Source organism: Streptomyces sp. TAA486 (assembly GCF_000426165.1).
In genome coordinates, this window is record NZ_AUEV01000007.1 from 190068 (window position 1) to 207981 (window position 17914).

Here is a 17914-nt window from a genome sequence, read left to right on the forward strand (position 1 = left end):
GCGGCAGCATTGCCCCCATGTCATCTCTGACGCGCGATGAGGCGCGTACGCGGGCCGGGCTCCTCGAAGTGGAGCGATATGTCGTCGATCTCGATCTGACGTGTGGCGAGGAGGAGTTCGGGTCGGCGACGACCGTGCGCTTCTCGGTGAAGGAGGGCCGGAGCGGGGCGGACTCGTTCGTGGATGTGCGGGCCGTCGAGCTTCTGCGCGCGGAGCTGGACGGGGCCGCGCTGGACGCGAGCAGTGCGTTCGACGGCCGGCTGTGGCTGCGGGGCCTTGCGGAGGGGGCCCACGAGCTGCGGGTCGAGGCGCGGATGCCGTATTCGCGGGTCGGTGAAGGAATGCACCGCTTCACGGACCCGGCAGACGGGCGCGTGTATCTGTACACGCAGTGCTTCCTGGACGACGCCCCGCAGGTGTTCGCGTGTTTCGACCAGCCGGATCTGAAGGCGGTCTTCGAGGTGTCGGTGACGGCCCCGGACGACTGGACGGTGCTCGGCAACGGCATCGCGCGCAAGACGTCGAAGGGCCGCTGGGAGTGTGCGCCGACGCCGCCACTGAGCACGTATCTGGTGGCGGTCGTGGCGGGTCCGTACCACTCGGTGCGTACGGAGCACGCCGGGCTGCCGTTCGGTCTTCATGTGCGGCGCTCGCTGGCGGAGTTCCTGGACGCGGATGCCGAAGAGCTGCTGGACATCACCCGGCGGTGTTTCGACCGGTATCACGAGGTCTTCGACGAGCCGTATCCGTTCGACTCCTACGACCAGGCGTTCGTACCGGAGTTCAACGCCGGGGCGATGGAGAATCCGGGGCTGGTGACGCTGAAGGACGAGTACGTGTTCCGGTCGGCGGTGACGGATCTGGACCGGCGTACGCGTGGCGTGACGGTGGCGCACGAGATGGCGCACATGTGGTTCGGAGATCTGGTGACGCTGCGCTGGTGGGACGACATCTGGCTGAACGAGTCCTTCGCCGAGTACATGGGCTATCAGACGCTGCGCGAGGCGACGCGCTTCTCCGGCATGTGGACGGACTTCGCGGTGGCGCGCAAGGGCTGGGGCTATGACGCGGATCAGCGTCCGTCGACGCATCCGGTGGCTCCGGAGCCGGAGTCGGTGCCCGACACCGCTTCGGCGTCGCTGAATTTCGACGGGATCTCGTATGCGAAGGGCGCGTCGGCGCTGCGTCAGCTGGTGGCGTGGCTGGGCGAGAAGGACTTCCTGGCGGGCGTCAACAGGCATTTGACGCGGCATCGTTTCGGGAACGCGGCGCTGGCGGATTTCATCGGTTCGCTGGCTGGGGCGTCGAGCCGGGATGTGCCCGGCTGGGCGGAGCGCTGGCTGCGAACGACCGGCGTGGACACGTTCACGCCGCGGGTCGACGAGGGCAGCGGGCAGTGGTCGGTGGCACTGCGACGCGAGGGAAGCCGTCCGCATCAGCTGGAGCTGGGGCTCTACGACGTGGCGCCGGCGGATCCCCGCCGTCTGGTGCTGCGGGAGCGTGTCGAGCGTGAAGTGGCGGCGGACGAGGCGGAGTCGGTGCTTGTCGCGGAAGGGCCACGTCCTGATCTGCTGCTGCTGAACGACGGTGATCTGACGTACGCGAAGGTGCGTCTGGACGAGGTCTCGTGGCGGACGGCGCGAGGGACGCTGTCGGGTCTTCCGGACGCTCTGTCGCGCGGGGTGATCTGGAACGCCGCACGGGACATGGTGCGGGACGCGGAGCTGCCTCCGTGGGAGTTCCTTCAGGCGGTGCGGGACCACGCTCCGTCGGAGCCGGAGGTGGCGGTCCTGCAGGAGGTGCTGTCGTTCGCGCGCGGCACGGTCGCGGACCGGTTCCTGCCGCCGGAACGGCGTGACGCGGCACTGGAGTTGCTGACCGGTGTCTGCCGGGAGGTGCTGTCGCGTACCGGAAGTGCGGCGGCGGAGGGGGATGTGCCGGGGCGGCGTCTGACGGCGGTGCGTCAGTTCGTCGACTGTGCCCCGGATGCCGGGGAGTTGTACGGCTGGTGGGAGAGCGGTTCGGTGCCCGGCGGCCCGGTGCTGGACGCGGAGTTGCGGTGGCGGCTGCTGCTGCGTCTGTCGGTGCTGGGTGCGGCGGGCACCGCGGAGATCGACGCGGAGCTGGCCTCCGATCCGAGTGCGACGGGCCGGGAGGGTGCTGCGCGTTGCCGGGCGGCGTTGCCGGACGCGGCCATGAAGGAGGCGGCGTGGGAGGCGATGTTCGTCTCGGACGAGCTGTCGAACCATCTGCTGCGGGCGACGGCGCAGGGCTTCTGGCAGCCGGAGCAGCGGGAGTTGCTGGAGGAGGGCGGTTTCGCGGAGCGGTACTTCCCGGATGCGGTGCCCGTGGCCGCTCGGCGCGGTGCCGCCGTGGCGGCGATCGTGGGGCGGATGGCGTTTCCTCGTACGGTCGTCGACGAGGCGGTGCTGCGCCGTGGGGCTGACTTCGTGGACGGTGAGGGTGTGACGCCGACGTTGCGGCGGGAGTTGGCCGATCAGCTGGACGATCTGCGGCGCGCATTGCGGGTCCGGGAGGCGGCCGGGTGACCAGCTGCGGGTCCTGTGTGCGGAGCCGGTGAACCGAGGAGTTCGGGGGCCAACGGCCCACCCGCACCGGGGCGTTGGACGGGGGCGCGATCGTGCGCCCCGGCTGAGCCTCCGCCAGAGGACGCCTGCTCCGCCGTGGCGACTGATCCCGCCCTCGCCGGCGGGGGCAGTCCTCTGCCGGTCAGTCGCCTCAACTTGCCGTGACCGGCCGGTTCTGTTCTTCCTGGTCCGGGAGGTGCCCGTTCCGGTCCCGCCCCAGCTCCGTCCTGTGTGCTTCGCCGCACTTTTCTCAGGTCTTAACTTTAGTCTTGACCCGTCATTAGTCCAGACCTACGGTCCTCTCACCATCCTGACACCGTCGAGGAGTTGGACCCGCATGTCCCCCACACCCCACTCGCCCCACGGCACCGAGGGGCCCGGCATCGCGCCGGGCGCCCAGGACGCCCCCGCTTCACCGTCCCGGCCCGCCGTCCGCCGCCGCACGGTGCTGGCGACACTCGCCGCCGCAGGGCTCGGCGGCCTCGGCGTCGCCGCCGCCCCCAGAGCGGCCTCCGCCCTCACCGCCCTCTCCGGCGCTTCCGCCGCAGAGCCCGACTTCGGTCCGAACGTCTCCGTCTTCGGCCCGGACACCTCCGCCGGGGACATCCAGGCGAAGGTCGACTCGGTCTTCAAAGAGCAGGAGACCGCCCAGTTCGGCAAGGGGCGCCACGCCTTCCTCTTCAAGCCGGGCTCGTACGACGTCGATGTGAACGTCGGTTTCTTCACCCAGGTCGCGGGGCTCGGGCTGACCCCTGACGACGTGAAGGTCTCCGGCGCGGTCCACGCCGAGGCCGACTGGTTCGACGGCAACGCCACGCAGAACTTCTGGCGTGCGGCCGAGGGCATCTCGGTGACCCCGTCGGGCGGCAAGGACCGCTGGGCGGTCTCCCAGGCCGCCCCGTACCGCCGCATGCATGTGAAGGGAGACCTGGAACTGGACGACGGCGGCTGGTCCAGCGGCGGCCTGATGGCCGACACCGTGGTGGACGGGCAGGTGCGCTCCGGTTCGCAGCAGCAGTGGCTCTCGCGCAACACCGAGTGGGGCAGCTGGTCGGGGTCGAACTGGAACATGGTCTTCGTGGGCGCGAAGAACGCCCCCGGCGGCGACGGCTTCCCCACTCGCCCGTACACCACCGTCGAGGCCACGCCGAAGGTGCGCGAGAAGCCCTTCCTGTACGTCGACAAGGACGGCGGCTACCAGGTGTTCGTGCCGGCGCTGCGCGAGGACTCCACCGGCGCGAGCTGGTCCGGCGGCGCCCCGGAGGGCGAGTCGCTGCCGCTGGGTGACTTCCACATCGCGAAGGCGGACGACTCGGCCTCGGCCCTCAACTCGGCGCTGGCGGACGGGAAGCATCTGCTGCTGACACCGGGCGTCTACGAGCTGGACGAGCCGCTGGCGGTGACGAAGAAGAACACGGTGCTGCTGGGCCTGGGGCTGGCGACGCTCATGCCGACGAGCGGCAAAGCGGTGCTGACGGTCGCGGACGTCGACGGGGTCAAGCTCGCCGGGTTCCTCGTCGACGCGGGGAAGGAGAACTCGCCAACGCTGGTCGAGGTCGGCCCGGAGGGCGCAGACGCGGACCACTCCGCCAACCCGACGTCGCTGCATGACGTGTTCATCCGCATCGGCGGCATCGGCGCCGCGAAGTCGGAGACGAGCCTCGTGGTCAACAGTTCGCACGTGATAGCGGACCATCTGTGGCTCTGGCGCGCCGACCACGGCGACGGAGTCGGCTGGGACACCAACCCCGCCGACACGGGCCTGATCGTCAACGGCGACGACGTGACCGCGTACGGGCTGTTCGCCGAGCACTACAAGAAGTACCAGGTCATCTGGAACGGCGAGCGTGGCCGCACCTACTTCTTCCAGAACGAGATGCCCTACGACCCGCCGGACCAGGGTTCCTGGATGAACGGTGACACGCGGGGCTTCGCGGCCTACAAGATCGACGACTCCGTCACCGACCACCAGGCGTTCGGGCTGGGGAGTTACTGCTTCTTCAACGTCAACAAGTCGGTCGTCGCGGACCGTTCCTTCGAGGTGCCGCAGGCACAGGGCGTGAAGCTGCTTCACATGACGTCGGTGTCGCTCGGCGGTACGGGCACGATCGAGCACGTCGTCAACAACACGGGCGGCCCCGCGAACGCGGACAAGAACGTGGCCACGGTCACCGCGTATCCGTGACGCCGGTGCCGTGACGCGGTCGACGCGACGCAGGCGCTCCAAGCCGCAGCGTCCGCCTGACGAAGCGGGAGGCTCCCCGGGACGAGTGGACCCCGGGGAGCCTCCGTCATGAAGATCACCCCTTCGGGCGAACCAGGCCCGAGACGAGATCAACAGGCGCCGCTCGCACGTAGGTTAGGGCTACCTCACCACTCCTTCCCGGTCCGGCGGGCACCGCTTGTGTGCTCGCCGGACCGGGGGGTGTGGGACCGCGACGGCGAAGGATTCCCGCTCATGCCGCTCCCGCCCTCCTCCGCGCCCACCGACGGTGCCCGTGCCCCGCTGCTCGCGGGTGGCGCCGAAGGAGCCGCCGCGCTGCGTCCGTTGACCGGTGTGGTGATCGACGCTCTTCAGGAGGGGGCGGTGCGGCGCTGCGGTCCCCTGCCGAGCGGCGGGCCGAGGCAGGTGGCCGCCGACGTCGCCGAGGTGCTGCGCGACGGCGTGATCCCCGAGCAGGGCAGCGGCGCGCGGGAAGCACTGGGTTCGCTGGTGCGCATGCTGGCGGAGGGGGCCGCCGACCCTGCGGATCCGCTGTGCGCGGCACATCTGCACTGCCCCCCGCTCGCGGTGGCGGCCGCGGCGGATCTCGGGGCGAGCGCGCTGAATCCGTCGATGGATTCGTGGGATCAGGCGCCTGCCGCTTCGGAGTTGGAGGCGCGGACGTGCAGGGCGCTGGCTCGGCTCGTGTACGACGACGGGGCCGGGGGTGACGGCGGGCGCGGCGAGGAGGGGGCCGCACGCGGCCGGACGGCGGTCCCCGACGCCCTGGTGACCACGGGCGGTACGGAGTCGAATCAGCTGGGCGTGCTGCTGGCCCGTGAGCGGCTCGGCCCGGATGTCCGGGTCGTATGCGGCGCGAACGCACACCACAGCGTGCACCGCGCCGCATGGCTGCTGGGCCTGCCCGAGCCGTTGCGTGTCCCGGCTCCCGGCGGAGTACTCGCCCCTGACGCACTGCGTGCGGCTCTCACCGGGCAGGGGCGGGGCGCTCCGGTCCTCGTGGTCGCCACCGCCGGCACCACCGATGCTGGCGCGATCGACCCTCTCGGCGAACTGGCCGATGTCGCCGCGGAGTTCGGCGCGAGGCTGCATGTGGATGCGGCGTACGGCGGCATGCTGCTCTTCAGCCGGCGGCTGCGCGGGCCTCTTTCGGGTCTGGAGCGGGCCGACAGCGTCACCCTGGATCTGCACAAGCTGGGCTGGCAGCCGGTGGCGGCGGGGATGTTCGTGGTGCCGGACGAGCGGGATCTGTCGCCGCTGGACCACCGCGCCGACTACCTCAACGCAGATGACGACTGCGACGCCGGACTGCCGGATCTGCTGGGGCGTTCGCTGCGTACGACGCGCCGTCCCGACGTGCTGAAGGTGGCGGTCACCTTGCGCGCCCTCGGCCGCAGCGGGCTGGCCGGGCTCGTGGAGCGGACCTGCGCCGTGGCGGATTCGCTGGCGGAACTCGTCGCGGCCGACCCGGAGTTGGAGCTGTTCGCCAGGCCGGAGCTGTCGACGGTGCTGTTCCGTCCGGTGGGCGCGGACGGTGCGGCGGTGGCCTCCGTCAGGCGCCGCCTGATGGCGGACGGCACTGCGGTGCTGGGCCGGGCCGACATCGGTGCGTGCGCAGCCGGGGCAGGGGCCGGGGCCGGAAGCGGCGGCGAGGACCTGTGGCTGAAGGCCACGCTGCTCAACCCGTACACGCGACGCAGCGACCTGGAGTCGTTGCTCAAGCTCGTACGCGATGCCCTCCCCGATGCGGGAGCGGCTTCGCCGTCTCACGCGGCGGCCGATCCGTCATCGCTCTCGCCCCCGCGTCCTCGGCCCGCGCCCGTCGACAGCATCACCAGCACCGCAAGGAGCCTCCGCCCATGACGACAGCCGACGAATCGCGCACGGCCCGGCCCCCCGCCGCGTCGAAACTGACGTCCGCGGTGCCGGGGCAGCGACGGCCCGACGGGGGCGGTTCCAGCGGAGGTGCCGAATCGCCGCCCCTGGATGTCGTGGGAATCGGCGTCGGCCCGTTCAATCTCTCCCTCGCCGCTCTCGCGCACGGCATCCCGGGTCTGCGTACCGCGTTCTACGAGCAGAGGCAGGGCTTCCACTGGCACCCCGGCATGCTTATCGAGGGCGCCACGCTCCAAGTCCCCTTCCTGGCCGACCTGGTCACCCTCGCCGACCCGGCCAGCCCGTGGTCCTTCCTCAGCTTCCTCAAGGCGCAGGACCGGCTCTTCCCGTTCTACTTCGCGGAGCGCTTCCACATCGAGCGCACCGAGTACGACGCGTACTGCCGCTGGGTCTGCGAAGGGCTCGACGGCCTTCACTTCGGCCACCGTGTGGACGCTGTGCGGTGGGATCCCCAAGCAGCCCTGTTCGAGGTCGACGTCACCCGGCAGGACGCCGACGGGCCTGCGGCGCAGGGCCGTTCGTACGCCCGCAACCTGGTTCTCGGCGTCGGCACGGCGCCGCATGTGCCGGAGCCGCTGCGCTCTCTGGCCTCGTCGGTGGGCGCCGGGGCGCCCGTCATCCACTCCTCGGACTACCTCGACCACCGTCAGCGGCTTCTGGAGGCCGGGCACGTCACGGTCGTCGGGTCGGGCCAGTCGGGTGCGGAGGTGTTCCTCGATCTGCTGCGGCAGCGGCCCGCGGGCCGTGAGGGACTGCACTGGATCACGCGCAGCGCGGCGTTCGCGCCCATGGAGTACAGCAAGCTGGGGCTGGAGCACTTCACCCCGGACTACACGAGCTATTTCCACGGCCTGCCCGAGCCGGTGCGGGATCGTCTCGTCCCCCGGCAGTGGCAGCTGCACAAGGCGGTCGACCACGACACTCTCGCCGCGATCCACGACGAGCTGTACCACCGCACGCTGGGCGGCGGCTGGCCGGACGCGGTGCTCACACCGGGGGTGGCGGTCCGCACAGCGGGGCGCATCGGTGCGACACGGGTGGAACTGCATCTGGAGCACACCGAGCAGGACGTGCGCACGCGGCTGGCGACGGATGCGGTGGTTCTGGCGACGGGGTACCGGGAGCGCCCGCTGGGGGGTGTGCTGGCTTCGCTGGAGCCGTGGCTGCGGCGGGACGCGTCCGACCGTGTCCGGGTCGACGAGCACTACCGGCTGGTGACGGACCGGTCGGTGTCGGGCTCGGTCTATGTGCAGAACGCCGAGCGGCACACGCACGGTGTGGGCGCGCCCGATCTGGGTCTGGCGGCGCACCGCAGCGCGGTGATCCTCAACTCGCTGACGGGTGAGGAGCGTTACCGGCTTCCGCGCCGTACGGCGTTCACGACGTTCGGACTGCGCCCGGAGGGTGCGCTGGCCAACGGCTCCCCCGGCGTGGCCGAGCAGGCGGACCGGCAGCACGCGGATTTCCGTCCGCTGCGTATGACGTAGGGCCTCACGCAGGGGGCTGCACGAGGCGCACGCACTCCAGGGAGTCAGGACCGTGGCGCTGATTCCCGAGAGCCGCTGACAGGGCGCCGCCGGGGTGGAAGACTGCCGGGATGTTCGATCACATTTCGATTCAGGCCCAGGACCCTTCGACATCGGCCGCCTTCTACGACGCCGTGCTCGCGCCACTGGGCGCCGGCCGCGTTCTCGACTTCGGGGAGGTCATCGGCTACGGCAGCGCCGGCCCCGCCTTCTGGCTGGGCCCGGCGACCGGGGGCGAGGCCCGCGAGGTGCACATCGCGTTCGCGGCGCCGGACCGTGCCACCGTCGACGCCTTCCACGAGGCCGCGGTCAAGGCCGGTGCGCAGGTGCTGCACGCGCCGCGGCTGTGGCCCGAGTACCACGAGTCGTACTACGGCGCGTTCTTGCGCGACCCGGACGGCAACAACGTGGAGGCCGTCTGCCACCATCCCGACGGGCCTGAATGATCCATGATCCCCGGCGCGGGCCGGTGCGGTTCTGCGAGAGTGACCGCATGACGAACACACCCGGTCACTCCGCAGCTTCGGGCCCCCTCCCGTACGGCACGCCCGAGGAGCCGCGGGTCGCCGTACGCGGCGAGGCGACCCTCGAGTTCGACCCCGAGGTCGCCCGCATCACGGTGACGGTCAGCGCCCGCGGCACCGACCGGCGGGAGGCCCTGGCGTCGCTCACGCGTCGGAACTCCGAGGTGCTGGAGCTGGTCAAGGGGTACGGGGAGGCCGTGGAGAAGCTCGCCACCGGCACCTTCTCGGTCACGCCGGAACTGACCGAAAAGGGCCGCCGGGAGAAGGTGCGCACCTACAACGGCCGCGTGCAGATCACGGCCACCGTCGGCGATTTCACGGCACTGGGCGAGATGACCACGCGCCTCGCCGACCTGGAGATGACGCGGGTGGAGGGGCCGTGGTGGTCGTTGCGTGAGGACTCCCCCGCACACCGTGAGGCCCGTCAGCAGGCGGTGCGGGAGGCGGTGACCCGGGCACGGGAGTACGCGGCGGCGCTGGACGCGGAGCTGGTGGCGCTGCTGGAGCTGGCCGATCTCGGCGCGGAGAACAGTGGTGCGCCCTCGCCTCCGCCGCTCGGGGCGCGTGCCGCGGGCTACCGTGGCGCGCCGTCCGCGGAGGCGGCTCCGACGCTGGACCTGGAGCCTCAGCGGCAGCGGGTGCAGGCTCAGGTCAATGCCCGGTTCGCGATGAGCAGGCCGACGCTGTGAGTTTCTGAGCAACGGGCGACCGCGGTCCCGGTGAGGACCTGAAGCCGCTCATCGGAGCGGCCACGCTCTCACTTTAGAAGTTGTCAATGTCCGCTTCGGTCAAGGACGTTGACGAATCCGCCGCGAGCAGGTCTCTACCTGTGGGTAAGTCGTAGGCTCATGGCATGCGCCGCGCAAGGATCGTCTGCACACTTGGCCCCGCCAGCAACTCGTACGAGCAGATCAAGACGCTCGTCGACGCCGGAATGGACGTGGCCAGGTTCAACATGAGCCATGGCTCGCACGCCGAGCACGAAGAGCGTTACCACCGGGTGCGCAAGGCCGCCGAGGAGGCCGGCCGCGCCGTCGGAGTCCTCGCTGATCTTCAAGGCCCGAAGATCCGCCTCGGGTGCTTCCGCGAGGGGCCGGTACTGCTTGAACGCGGCGACGAATTCTCCATCACCGTCGAGGAGGTCGAGGGTGACCGCTCCCGCTGCGGCACCACCTACTCCGGCCTGGCCGCGGACGTCTCCAGCGGCGAGCGCATCCTCGTGGACGACGGCCGGGTCACGCTGGAGGTGACCGGCGTCGAGGGTCCCGTCGTGCGGACCGTCGTCGTCGAGGGCGGCATGGTCTCCGACCACAAGGGCCTCAACCTCCCGGGGGTCGCCGTCTCGGTGCCGGCCCTGTCCGAGAAGGACGTGGAGGACCTGCGCTGGGCGCTGCGAACCGGCGCCGACGTCATCGCTCTCTCCTTCGTGCGCAGCGGCGACGACGTGAAGGAGGTCCACCGGATCATGGCCGAGGAGGGCCGGTACCTCCCCGTGATCGCGAAACTGGAGAAGCCACAGGGCGTGACGAACCTGGAGTCGGTCGTCGACGCCTTCGACGGGGTGATGGTTGCCCGCGGTGACCTGGGCGTCGAGATGCCTCTGGAGTCCGTGCCGCTGGTGCAGAAGCGCGCGATCAAGCTGTGCCGGCGGAACGCGAAGCCCGTCATCGTGGCCACGCAGATGCTGGATTCGATGATCGACGCCTCACGGCCGACGCGCGCGGAGGTCTCGGACGTCGCGAACGCCGTCATGGACGGGACGGACGCCGTGATGCTCTCCGGCGAGACGAGCGTCGGCAAGCACGTCTCCGAGACGGTCAGGACGATGGGACGCATCGTCGAGGCGGCCGAGGAGGAGGAGCTGGCCAAGGGGCTGCCGCCGCTGACGCAGCACAGCAAGCCGCGTACACAGGGCGGTGCGGTCGCGCGGGCCGCGGCCGAGATGGGCGACTTCCTCGGCGCGAAGTATTTGGTGGCCTTCACGCAGTCCGGGGACACCGTGCGCCGCCTGTCCCGCTACCGCTCACCGGTCCCCGTGCTGGCCTTCACGCCGGACCCCTCCACGGCGGCGCAGCTCAGCCTGACGTGGGGTGTCGAGGCGTTCACCGGCCCGGCGGTGCAGACCACGGACGAGATGGTCGATCAGGTCGACGAGCTGCTGCTGAAGCTGGGCCGCTGCCAGGAGGGCGACCTCGTCGTCATCACCGCGGGATCACCGCCCGGCGTTCCCGGGTCCACGAACCTCGTCCGCGTCCACCACATCGGCGAGGACGACACTCCCAAGCGCTGATTTCGGGCATCGCGGTCAGCCGCGACGGGCTGGGGCCTTGGGCGCGCGGACGGACGCCCGCGGCGCCCGTCCGCGTCCGGTTCAGGCGCGGGCGATCGTCTCGTGGTGGCGGATCACCTCGGCGATGACGAAGTTGAGCAGCTTCTCCGCGAACGCCGGGTCGAGCTTCGCCGAGACGGCCAGCTCCCTCAGCCGCGCGATCTGCCGGGCCTCGCGGGCGGGATCGGCGGGGGGCAGATCGTGGTCGGCCTTGAGTCGGCCGACTCGCTGTGTGCACTTGAAGCGCTCGGCGAGCATGTGCACCACCGCCGCGTCGATGTTGTCGATGCTGTCGCGGAGCTCGATCAGCTCGGCACGCACCGACTCGTCGACGCCTGCGGTGGTGTCATCGCCGGAGCCGGTTCCTGAGTCCGTGCCGCTTCCGGGGCTACCGCCGGAGCCCGTGCCGGTGCCGCTGGTCTCGCCGTGGATCTTCGCCATGCCTGCCGTTCCAGGTCGCGGGGATGGTGGCCTGCTACGACCCTATGCCGACCTCGCGGACGGGCCCGCGCCCGTACAGTGACAGTGACCGAGAAAACTCCGGGGGTGTTGTCGATGACGGCACAGGGCGCGCCGACGGGGCCTGCCGCGGACCCTGTCGAGCGGGGGTTCCCGCATCTGTCGACCGTGCGCGCCTCGATCACCGCGCTCTACAAGCGCCTCTCGTGGGACACCTTGCGGATCTTCGACACGAGCGTGCCCCCGAGCGACGTGGCCTTCTCCGACTCCGAGGACCTCTACACCGGCGTGCAGCGCGTGGCCCGCGTCATGGTGCAGCAGTTCCGGCTGCCGGACGCCCGCATGATCGTCAGCTTCCGCGAGATGGAACACGCGGCGCACGTCGAACTCGCCACGGGCCCCGAGTACTTCATCGAGCTGAACGCCCGCTTCAAGCAGCACCGCCGCGACATCGGGGCGGCCCTCGCCCACGAGGTGATGCATGTGTATCTGCACCGCCTCGGGCTCGCCTTCCACGGCACGCGGGACAACGAGATCCTCACCGACACCGCCACCACCTATCTCGGAGCGGGCTGGCTGCTTCTGGACGCTTTCCGGCAGGACCAGCTCTCCTCGCAGAAGCTGGGCTATCTCACGCCGGAGGAGTTCGGCTACGTCCTGGCGAAGAGGGCCGCCGTCTTCGGCGAGGGCCCCGAGGTGTGGTTCACCAGCCCGCAGGCGTACGAGGCGTATCTCAGCGGCAGCGGCCTGGCCCGGTCCGACGAGACGCGGCCGCCGCTGGCGACCTCCGGCTGGGCGGGACGGCGCCGCTACACACGGGACCGCCGCTACGCGCTGGGCCACCCGCGGAGCACTCCGTACCCGCCCGACGCGGACGCCTACTCGTACACCTTCGAGAGCCGCTCGCCGCTGCGGGTCTCCTTCCCCTGCCCGACGTGCCAGCAGCGCATCCGCGTGCCCGTACGCGGGAAGATGCGGGCGCGGTGCGGGCTGTGCCGCTCGGTGCTCGACTGCGACACCTGAGGTCCGGCGCTGCCTTCCCGGCGCCATCCGTCGTCCGCCGTGGCTGCACTCGACTGCCGCCCAGGAAAGGGCAGTTGAGGCCCGGGTACGCCCGCCGGCGCCGTACGGGAGCCGAGCGGGGCAACCGCTTGCTGCACGCCCGGCGCGCAGGCGCGGTCCCATGACGTACGTTCACGGTATGAGCCCTTCGATCGCCACCAACACCCGTGTCGAGCTGGACGGACTGCTCGACTTCGTACGCCCGCGCCACCGCGCCCTGCTGATCACCCGCCGCGCCGACGGCGCCCCCCAGGCGTCACCGCTGACGTGCGGCGTGGACGACTCGGGCCGGATCGTCGTCTCGACCTATCCCGAGCGGGCAAAGACCGTCAACGCGCGCCGCGATCCGCGCGTGAGCGTCCTCGTGCTCTCCGACGAGTGGAACGGCCCGTGGGTGCAGATCGACGGCGACGCCGAGGTCATCGACACCCCGGACTCGGTGGAACCGCTCGTCGAGTACTTCCGCAACATCTCGGGCGAGCACCCCGACTGGGACGAGTACCGAGCCGCGATGCTCAAGCAGGGCAAGTCCCTGATCCGTGTCACCCCGCGGCACTGGGGGCCGATTGCGACGGGAGGCTTCCCGGCGCGGCTGGCGGACTGAGCGCTCTTCCCGGCGTCCTGCCAGGGCGTATGCGGAGGGTGACCGTGCGTCTTTGCGCCCGGCGTGCTTCGGCACCCCGTGCCGGTCTGTTCCGTCAGGCTGCGAGGTGCGCTCACGCGGGTCATCATCGAAAGTGCGGGGGCCTCACGGGAGGCGGTTGCATCCTGGGGCCGACTGTGCCCGATACCGCTGCGCCCGAGTCTTACAGGGGAGTTGACGCAGAGATGACCACGACAGTGCCCATGGCCACAGCAACCCCGTCACGGTCGCTGAGTGATCGCACGATGACAATCGGGAGCGAGCTGCCTCTGCCCACGGGAGTGGGGCTCGAGGCGCCACTGTGGCTGCTGGCGGGCGTCGAGGACGAGGAAGAGACCAGCTTCGAACCGAACATCTGGCGCGGCATCGACTGAGGACGCCGTCACGGGGCCGGGCATCATCGCCCGGCCCCGTGAGGACCGGGCCGCCGCAGCCCGTCAGAGCCTGCTTCCCGCGTCCGCGTGGATCAAGGCTTCCGCGCCGGTGACCGTGACCGCGGAGAGTCCGCCGGGCCGCCGACGACGCGCATCGGTGCCGGACCGGGCGTGATCATCTCCGGCCCGTCCAGGACGATCTCGGTCCGATCCAGGAGGACCTCGGTCACTGCCGACCGGCAGTGAGCTGCCGTCCGTGCACCGGCCGGGCATCTCGCAGGAGCCGGTCAGCGCTTGAAGTCCTTGCGCAGCTGGTCCAGATACGTCCGCGGGTCCGGAAGCAGTTCGGCAGCGAGGCGGGAGATGCGCGTGTAGGCCTCCAGATGGGCCACGACGTCCGGCCGCTGGTCCAGATACACGGCGCTGGTCAGGCCGACCTCCGTGTAGACGATGTCCTGCAACTCCCGTTCCTGGAAACGGAAGTACGTGATGTGGCCGCTCGCACCGGAGTGCGCCCCCGCGGCCAGCGGAAGGATGCGCAGGGTAATGCGGGGATCCTCGACCGCCTGCATCACACGGTCGATCTGCGCACGCATCACCTCGGGGCCGCCGACCTCACGCCGCAGCGCGGCCTCCTCCAGGACGACCCACAGCGTGGGGGCGTTCTCCCTCTCCAACAGCTCCTGCCTGCGCAGACGAAGGTCCACGCGGTGCTCCAGGGCGTCGGCCGGCTCGTACGGGAAGCCGGCACGTATGACGGCCCGCGCGTAGTCGCGGGTCTGCAACAGGCCCGTCATGTAGTGCGGTTCGTAGACGCGGATGACCTCGGCTGCCGTCTCCAGCGAGACGTACGCCCGGAACCAGTCAGGCAGCGCGGTCTTGTAGTTGTGCCACCAGCCGGGCTCGTTCGCCCGCTCCGCCATGTCCGTGAAGTCACGGGCCTCCTCGTCGGAGACCTCGTAGAACCGCAGCAGCTCCCTCACGTAGGGGAGTTTCAGGCTTACTTGCGCGTTCTCGATGCGGCGGATGGTCAGGTGGCTGACGCCGAGGGCCTTGCCCGCGTCCTCGAGTTGGGCGTTCCTGCTCTCCCGCAGCTCCTTCAGTCGCTTTCCGAGGACGATACGCAGCACCGTGGGCGCACTCTGGCCACTCGGCAGTGCCTCGCTCACGCACAGGCTCCTGTCCACGACGGGCCACGGAGAACACGAGCCTCAAGTTCCGCTGGCCGCCGCGTAGTTGTGATGGTGATGGAAGAAAAGGACGAGGTCGCACGAAGCTATCAGAGCTGTCCGCGCACACGGCAGGCCCCGCACCACGTGGAAGTGGAGCGGGGCCTGCCCGCCGGGAGCCACCGGCGTCCGGTCGTCAGGATCCGCGCGACGCGTTCCGCTTACCGCGGCCTCCTGACCGATGTGTCAGCCTGTCATCAGCATCTTCCCCGTCGCCGCGTCGACGACGGCGCGCTTGCCCAATGCGCTCTTCAGCTCGACCTTCGTCTTGTCGGTCACGATCTGCTTGGTGCAGAAGTCGGCCTTCTTGTCCTTCTTCGACCAGCCCGAGACGATCACGAGTTTCGTGGTCTCGTGCACGCGCGCGCCGTACTTCGTCTCGCAGCCACCGTGACCCACGGTCACGGTCAGGGAGTCGTTCTTGCCCTTGACCGGCGGCTGAGCGGCCTCGATCGGCAGCATGTCCAGGTGCCTGCCCTTGGTCTTCTCCACCTTCGGCCAGCTCTGTTCGATCTCAGTCGCGCGCTTCTCGAAGCGGGTCTGCTTCTTCGGGGCCTCGCTGCTGACGGTCTGCTCGCTGCCGCCGCACGCGGTCGCCGTGAGGGCCACGGCGACCATCGCCGGGGCCAGGACGAGCGCGGCCTTGCGTCGGGTGGTGCCTGTCGTGCTGTGTCGCATCTTCGATCTACCTCCTGCTTCACCGCTCTGACGGATCAGGTGCGCGAGAGGTTCCAGCCCCGGCTCGATCAACCGCTCCCGCACGGGATCAGGCAGGTCACGGGTTCCCGGGTCAGTCGCCGGATCCACGGGACCGGCACCGGCCAGGGCGCCCCGACGGGCGTTCCCGCCCCGGCCGGGAAGCACGGGTTGCAGTGGACAGATGACCGACGGCTCGGTAGACACGACATGAACCTTGCGGCTGAGCACCGGAGTTGGCCGCACCTCCCACCGGGAGCCTCCCTCCCCGCACCAGCCCGGCCCACCGCCTGCACCGGCCCGCTCCGGCCGCCGTACCGGCCCGCCGCGTAGAAGGGTCCGCGTGAGCCAGTCGTCGAACGAATTGAGCGGCAGAGTCACCGGGCCGGTCGTCCAGGCAGGGCACGCCGGGAGTGTGCACCTGGCGTCCCGGCCGCCGACGGCGATGTCAGGGCTGTCGCCGGCGCCGCCGGAGTTCAGCGGCAGGCACGAGGCCCTGCGGACGCTGGCTCACGCGCTGCGGCCGCAGACCGGCGATTCCCCGACGACGGTCTCGACGCTCACCGGCACGGCGGGCGTGGGGAAGACGGCACTCGCGCTCAAGGCAGCACACGACGCCGTGGCCGCCGACTGGTTCCCGGGAGGCGTCCTCTTCGTCGACTTCCAGGGCTACGACGAGGACCGGCTGGTGCCGACCGAAGCCGTCGTCGCGAGCTTCCTGAGCGCGCTCGGCGTTCCGGACGAGCACTTCCCCCCGGCGTTCGACGGGCGGCTGGCCCTCTACCGCTCGATGCTCGCCGACCTTGCAGCCCGGCAGCGCGGCGTCCTGATCGTCCTCGACAACGCGTCCTCGTCCGAGCAGGTCCGCCCGCTCCTGCCGGGACATGCTCCGCACCGCGTCCTGGTCACCAGCCGCCACACGCTCGGTGATCTGCCGGGTTCGCGCATCGTGGACGTCGACGTGCTGACGCCCGAGGAGGCCGACGCCCTGGTGGTCCGCACGCTGCGCATGCGACGCCCCGGCGACACACGCGCACCGGAGGATCCCGGCGGGGTACGGGACCTGGCGGCGCTGTGCGGGCATCTCCCGCTGGCGCTGACCGTCGCGTTGTCGCTGCTGGCCGGCGATCCGGAGCTGTCGCTCGGTGAACTGAACGGCACCCTCCTCGACGACGCCCGTCGCCTCGAGGAATTGTCGTACGGGGCCGGCGCCACCGTCACGGCCTCCTTCGAGCTCTCCTACGCACGGCTCGGCGCCGAAGCGGCCCGGATGTTCCGGCTGCTGTCCCTCAACATCGGCCAGCAGGTCAGCGTCGGAGCCGCCGCGTCCCTCGCCGGTCTGTCCCTGCCGAGGACGCGGAGGCTGCTGGCGGAGCTGCGCGAGGCGCACATGATCGAACCCGGAAGGCCCCGAGGCTGGGTCCGGCTCCACGACCTGCTGCAGCTGTTTGCCGCGCGCCGCCTGAAGGAGGAGGACGAGGAGGAACTCGTCGAGGGCGCCGTCGGGCGGCTGCTGGCTCACTACCGCGATTCGGCCGGGGATTCCGTGGAGCGGATCGTGGCCGCCGCACGGATGCGGGAGCGCGCGGAGGACGTGGAGAACTGGCTGAACGTGGAGCTTCCGAACCTCCAGCGGGCCCTGTATCTCGCCCACGGCCACGGACACTACGGTGTGGCGCTGCCCCTGGCACACCACGTGACCTGGTTCCTCCGACGGCGCCAGGACTGGCAGTCGGGACTCGAAGCGTGCGAGATGGCCATCGGTTTCGCCCAGTGCGTGGCGGACGACGAGCAGTACGCGGAGGCGCTCTACAACAAGGGCGACCTGCTCAAGCACATGCAGAACCACGAATTCGCGCAGTACACGTTCCTGGAGGCGCTGGCCCTGTACCGCAGGCTCGGCATACGCGAGGGCGAAGCGCGCACACTGCACAGCCTGGGCACGGTCACCCGGCGGGACGGGCACTACCGGGCGGCCGAGGAGTACTACACGGCCGCTCTCGCCCTCTTCGAAGAGCTCGGCGACCGGGCGTCCGTGGCGCACACCCTGCACAACCACGGCGACACCGCGCACCGGCTGGGCGACTTCGAGACGGCGGTGTCCCGTTACGAGGGGGCCCTGGAGATATACGGAGAGCTGGGCAATGCGGCGGGCCAGGCCCGTACGCAGCACCACCTCGGCAGAGTGGCTGTGGCGATGGGACGGCCGGAGAGGGCCCGTGCCCGCTGGGAGGCGGCGCGCGGCGCCTACGAGCGAGCCGACATGCCGCAGTACGCCGATGAAGTCACCGAACTCCTGGCGGAGTTGGGCACGGAGCGGGGCACGGACCTCGACGCTGCCGCCTCCGGGGAGTGAGCCGCGTG

General features: G+C 70.6%; 14 protein-coding genes. 11 read left to right on the forward strand and 3 right to left on the reverse strand.

The window, feature by feature from the left end; genetic code table 11:
* Positions 1–17: 17 nt before the first annotated feature.
* The 7 genes from pepN to pyk all read left to right on the forward strand — a co-directional run bounded on the left by pepN (position 18) and on the right by pyk (position 11048).
* Positions 18–2549 carry an aminopeptidase N gene (pepN, locus tag I004_RS0111665; protein WP_028435642.1) on the forward strand — a complete coding sequence of 844 codons (2532 nt, stop codon included), beginning with the start codon at positions 18–20 and terminating at the stop codon, positions 2547–2549.
* Positions 2550–2925: 376 nt separating this feature from the next.
* A complete protein-coding gene (locus I004_RS33480; protein WP_486579932.1) occupies positions 2926–4773 on the forward strand; it encodes a coagulation factor 5/8 type domain-containing protein in 1848 nt (615 codons plus the stop codon).
* A 273-nt stretch (positions 4774–5046) separates the two neighbouring features.
* Complete coding sequence (locus I004_RS33485) at positions 5047–6675, forward strand: pyridoxal-dependent decarboxylase (protein ID WP_078511089.1); 1629 nt, start codon at positions 5047–5049, stop codon at positions 6673–6675.
* Between the two features lie 59 nt (positions 6676–6734).
* The gene (locus I004_RS33490) at positions 6735–8195 is read left to right on the forward strand and encodes a SidA/IucD/PvdA family monooxygenase (protein ID WP_051344975.1); all 1461 of its coding nucleotides are present in this window, start codon (positions 6735–6737) and stop codon (positions 8193–8195) included.
* 110 nt (positions 8196–8305) lie between these two features.
* Positions 8306–8680 carry a VOC family protein gene (locus I004_RS0111685; RefSeq protein ID WP_028435643.1) on the forward strand — a complete coding sequence of 125 codons (375 nt, stop codon included), beginning with the start codon at positions 8306–8308 and terminating at the stop codon, positions 8678–8680.
* 47 nt (positions 8681–8727) lie between these two features.
* Complete coding sequence (locus I004_RS0111690; RefSeq protein WP_028435644.1) at positions 8728–9447, forward strand: SIMPL domain-containing protein; 720 nt, start codon at positions 8728–8730, stop codon at positions 9445–9447.
* Positions 9448–9611: 164 nt separating this feature from the next.
* Positions 9612–11048, forward strand: coding sequence for a pyruvate kinase (pyk, locus tag I004_RS0111695; protein WP_028435645.1), 1437 nt, complete (start codon positions 9612–9614; stop codon positions 11046–11048).
* A gap of 81 nt (positions 11049–11129) precedes the next feature.
* On the opposite strand, the gene I004_RS0111700 is transcribed toward pyk, so the two are convergent.
* A complete protein-coding gene (locus tag I004_RS0111700) occupies positions 11130–11528 on the reverse strand; it encodes a chorismate mutase (protein ID WP_078511027.1) in 399 nt (132 codons plus the stop codon).
* A 114-nt stretch (positions 11529–11642) separates the two neighbouring features.
* Between I004_RS0111700 and I004_RS0111705 the strand changes: the two genes are divergently transcribed.
* The 3 genes from I004_RS0111705 (at position 11643) to I004_RS40255 (ending at position 13625) form a co-directional block, all read left to right on the forward strand.
* A complete protein-coding gene (locus I004_RS0111705) occupies positions 11643–12569 on the forward strand; it encodes a hypothetical protein (RefSeq protein ID WP_028435647.1) in 927 nt (308 codons plus the stop codon).
* A 178-nt stretch (positions 12570–12747) separates the two neighbouring features.
* The gene (locus tag I004_RS0111710) at positions 12748–13212 is read left to right on the forward strand and encodes a PPOX class F420-dependent oxidoreductase (protein ID WP_028435648.1); all 465 of its coding nucleotides are present in this window, start codon (positions 12748–12750) and stop codon (positions 13210–13212) included.
* 224 nt (positions 13213–13436) lie between these two features.
* Positions 13437–13625 (forward strand): hypothetical protein, encoded by a 189-nt coding sequence (locus I004_RS40255; protein ID WP_486579934.1) that lies wholly within the window; start codon positions 13437–13439, stop codon positions 13623–13625.
* 287 nt (positions 13626–13912) lie between these two features.
* Here I004_RS40255 and I004_RS0111725 read toward each other — a convergent pair whose 3' ends face one another.
* Both I004_RS0111725 and I004_RS0111730 read right to left on the reverse strand, forming a co-directional pair.
* On the reverse strand, positions 13913–14794 hold the full coding sequence (locus tag I004_RS0111725; RefSeq protein ID WP_028435649.1) for a Scr1 family TA system antitoxin-like transcriptional regulator: 882 nt from the start codon (positions 14792–14794) through the stop codon (positions 13913–13915).
* Positions 14795–15040: 246 nt separating this feature from the next.
* Complete coding sequence (locus I004_RS0111730; protein ID WP_028435650.1) at positions 15041–15532, reverse strand: hypothetical protein; 492 nt, start codon at positions 15530–15532, stop codon at positions 15041–15043.
* Positions 15533–15893: 361 nt separating this feature from the next.
* On the opposite strand from I004_RS0111730, the gene I004_RS0111735 reads away from it, so the two are divergent.
* Entirely contained in the window at positions 15894–17906 is a 2013-nt protein-coding gene (locus I004_RS0111735; RefSeq protein ID WP_158677030.1) for a tetratricopeptide repeat protein, read from the forward strand.
* Positions 17907–17914 lie beyond the last annotated feature (8 nt).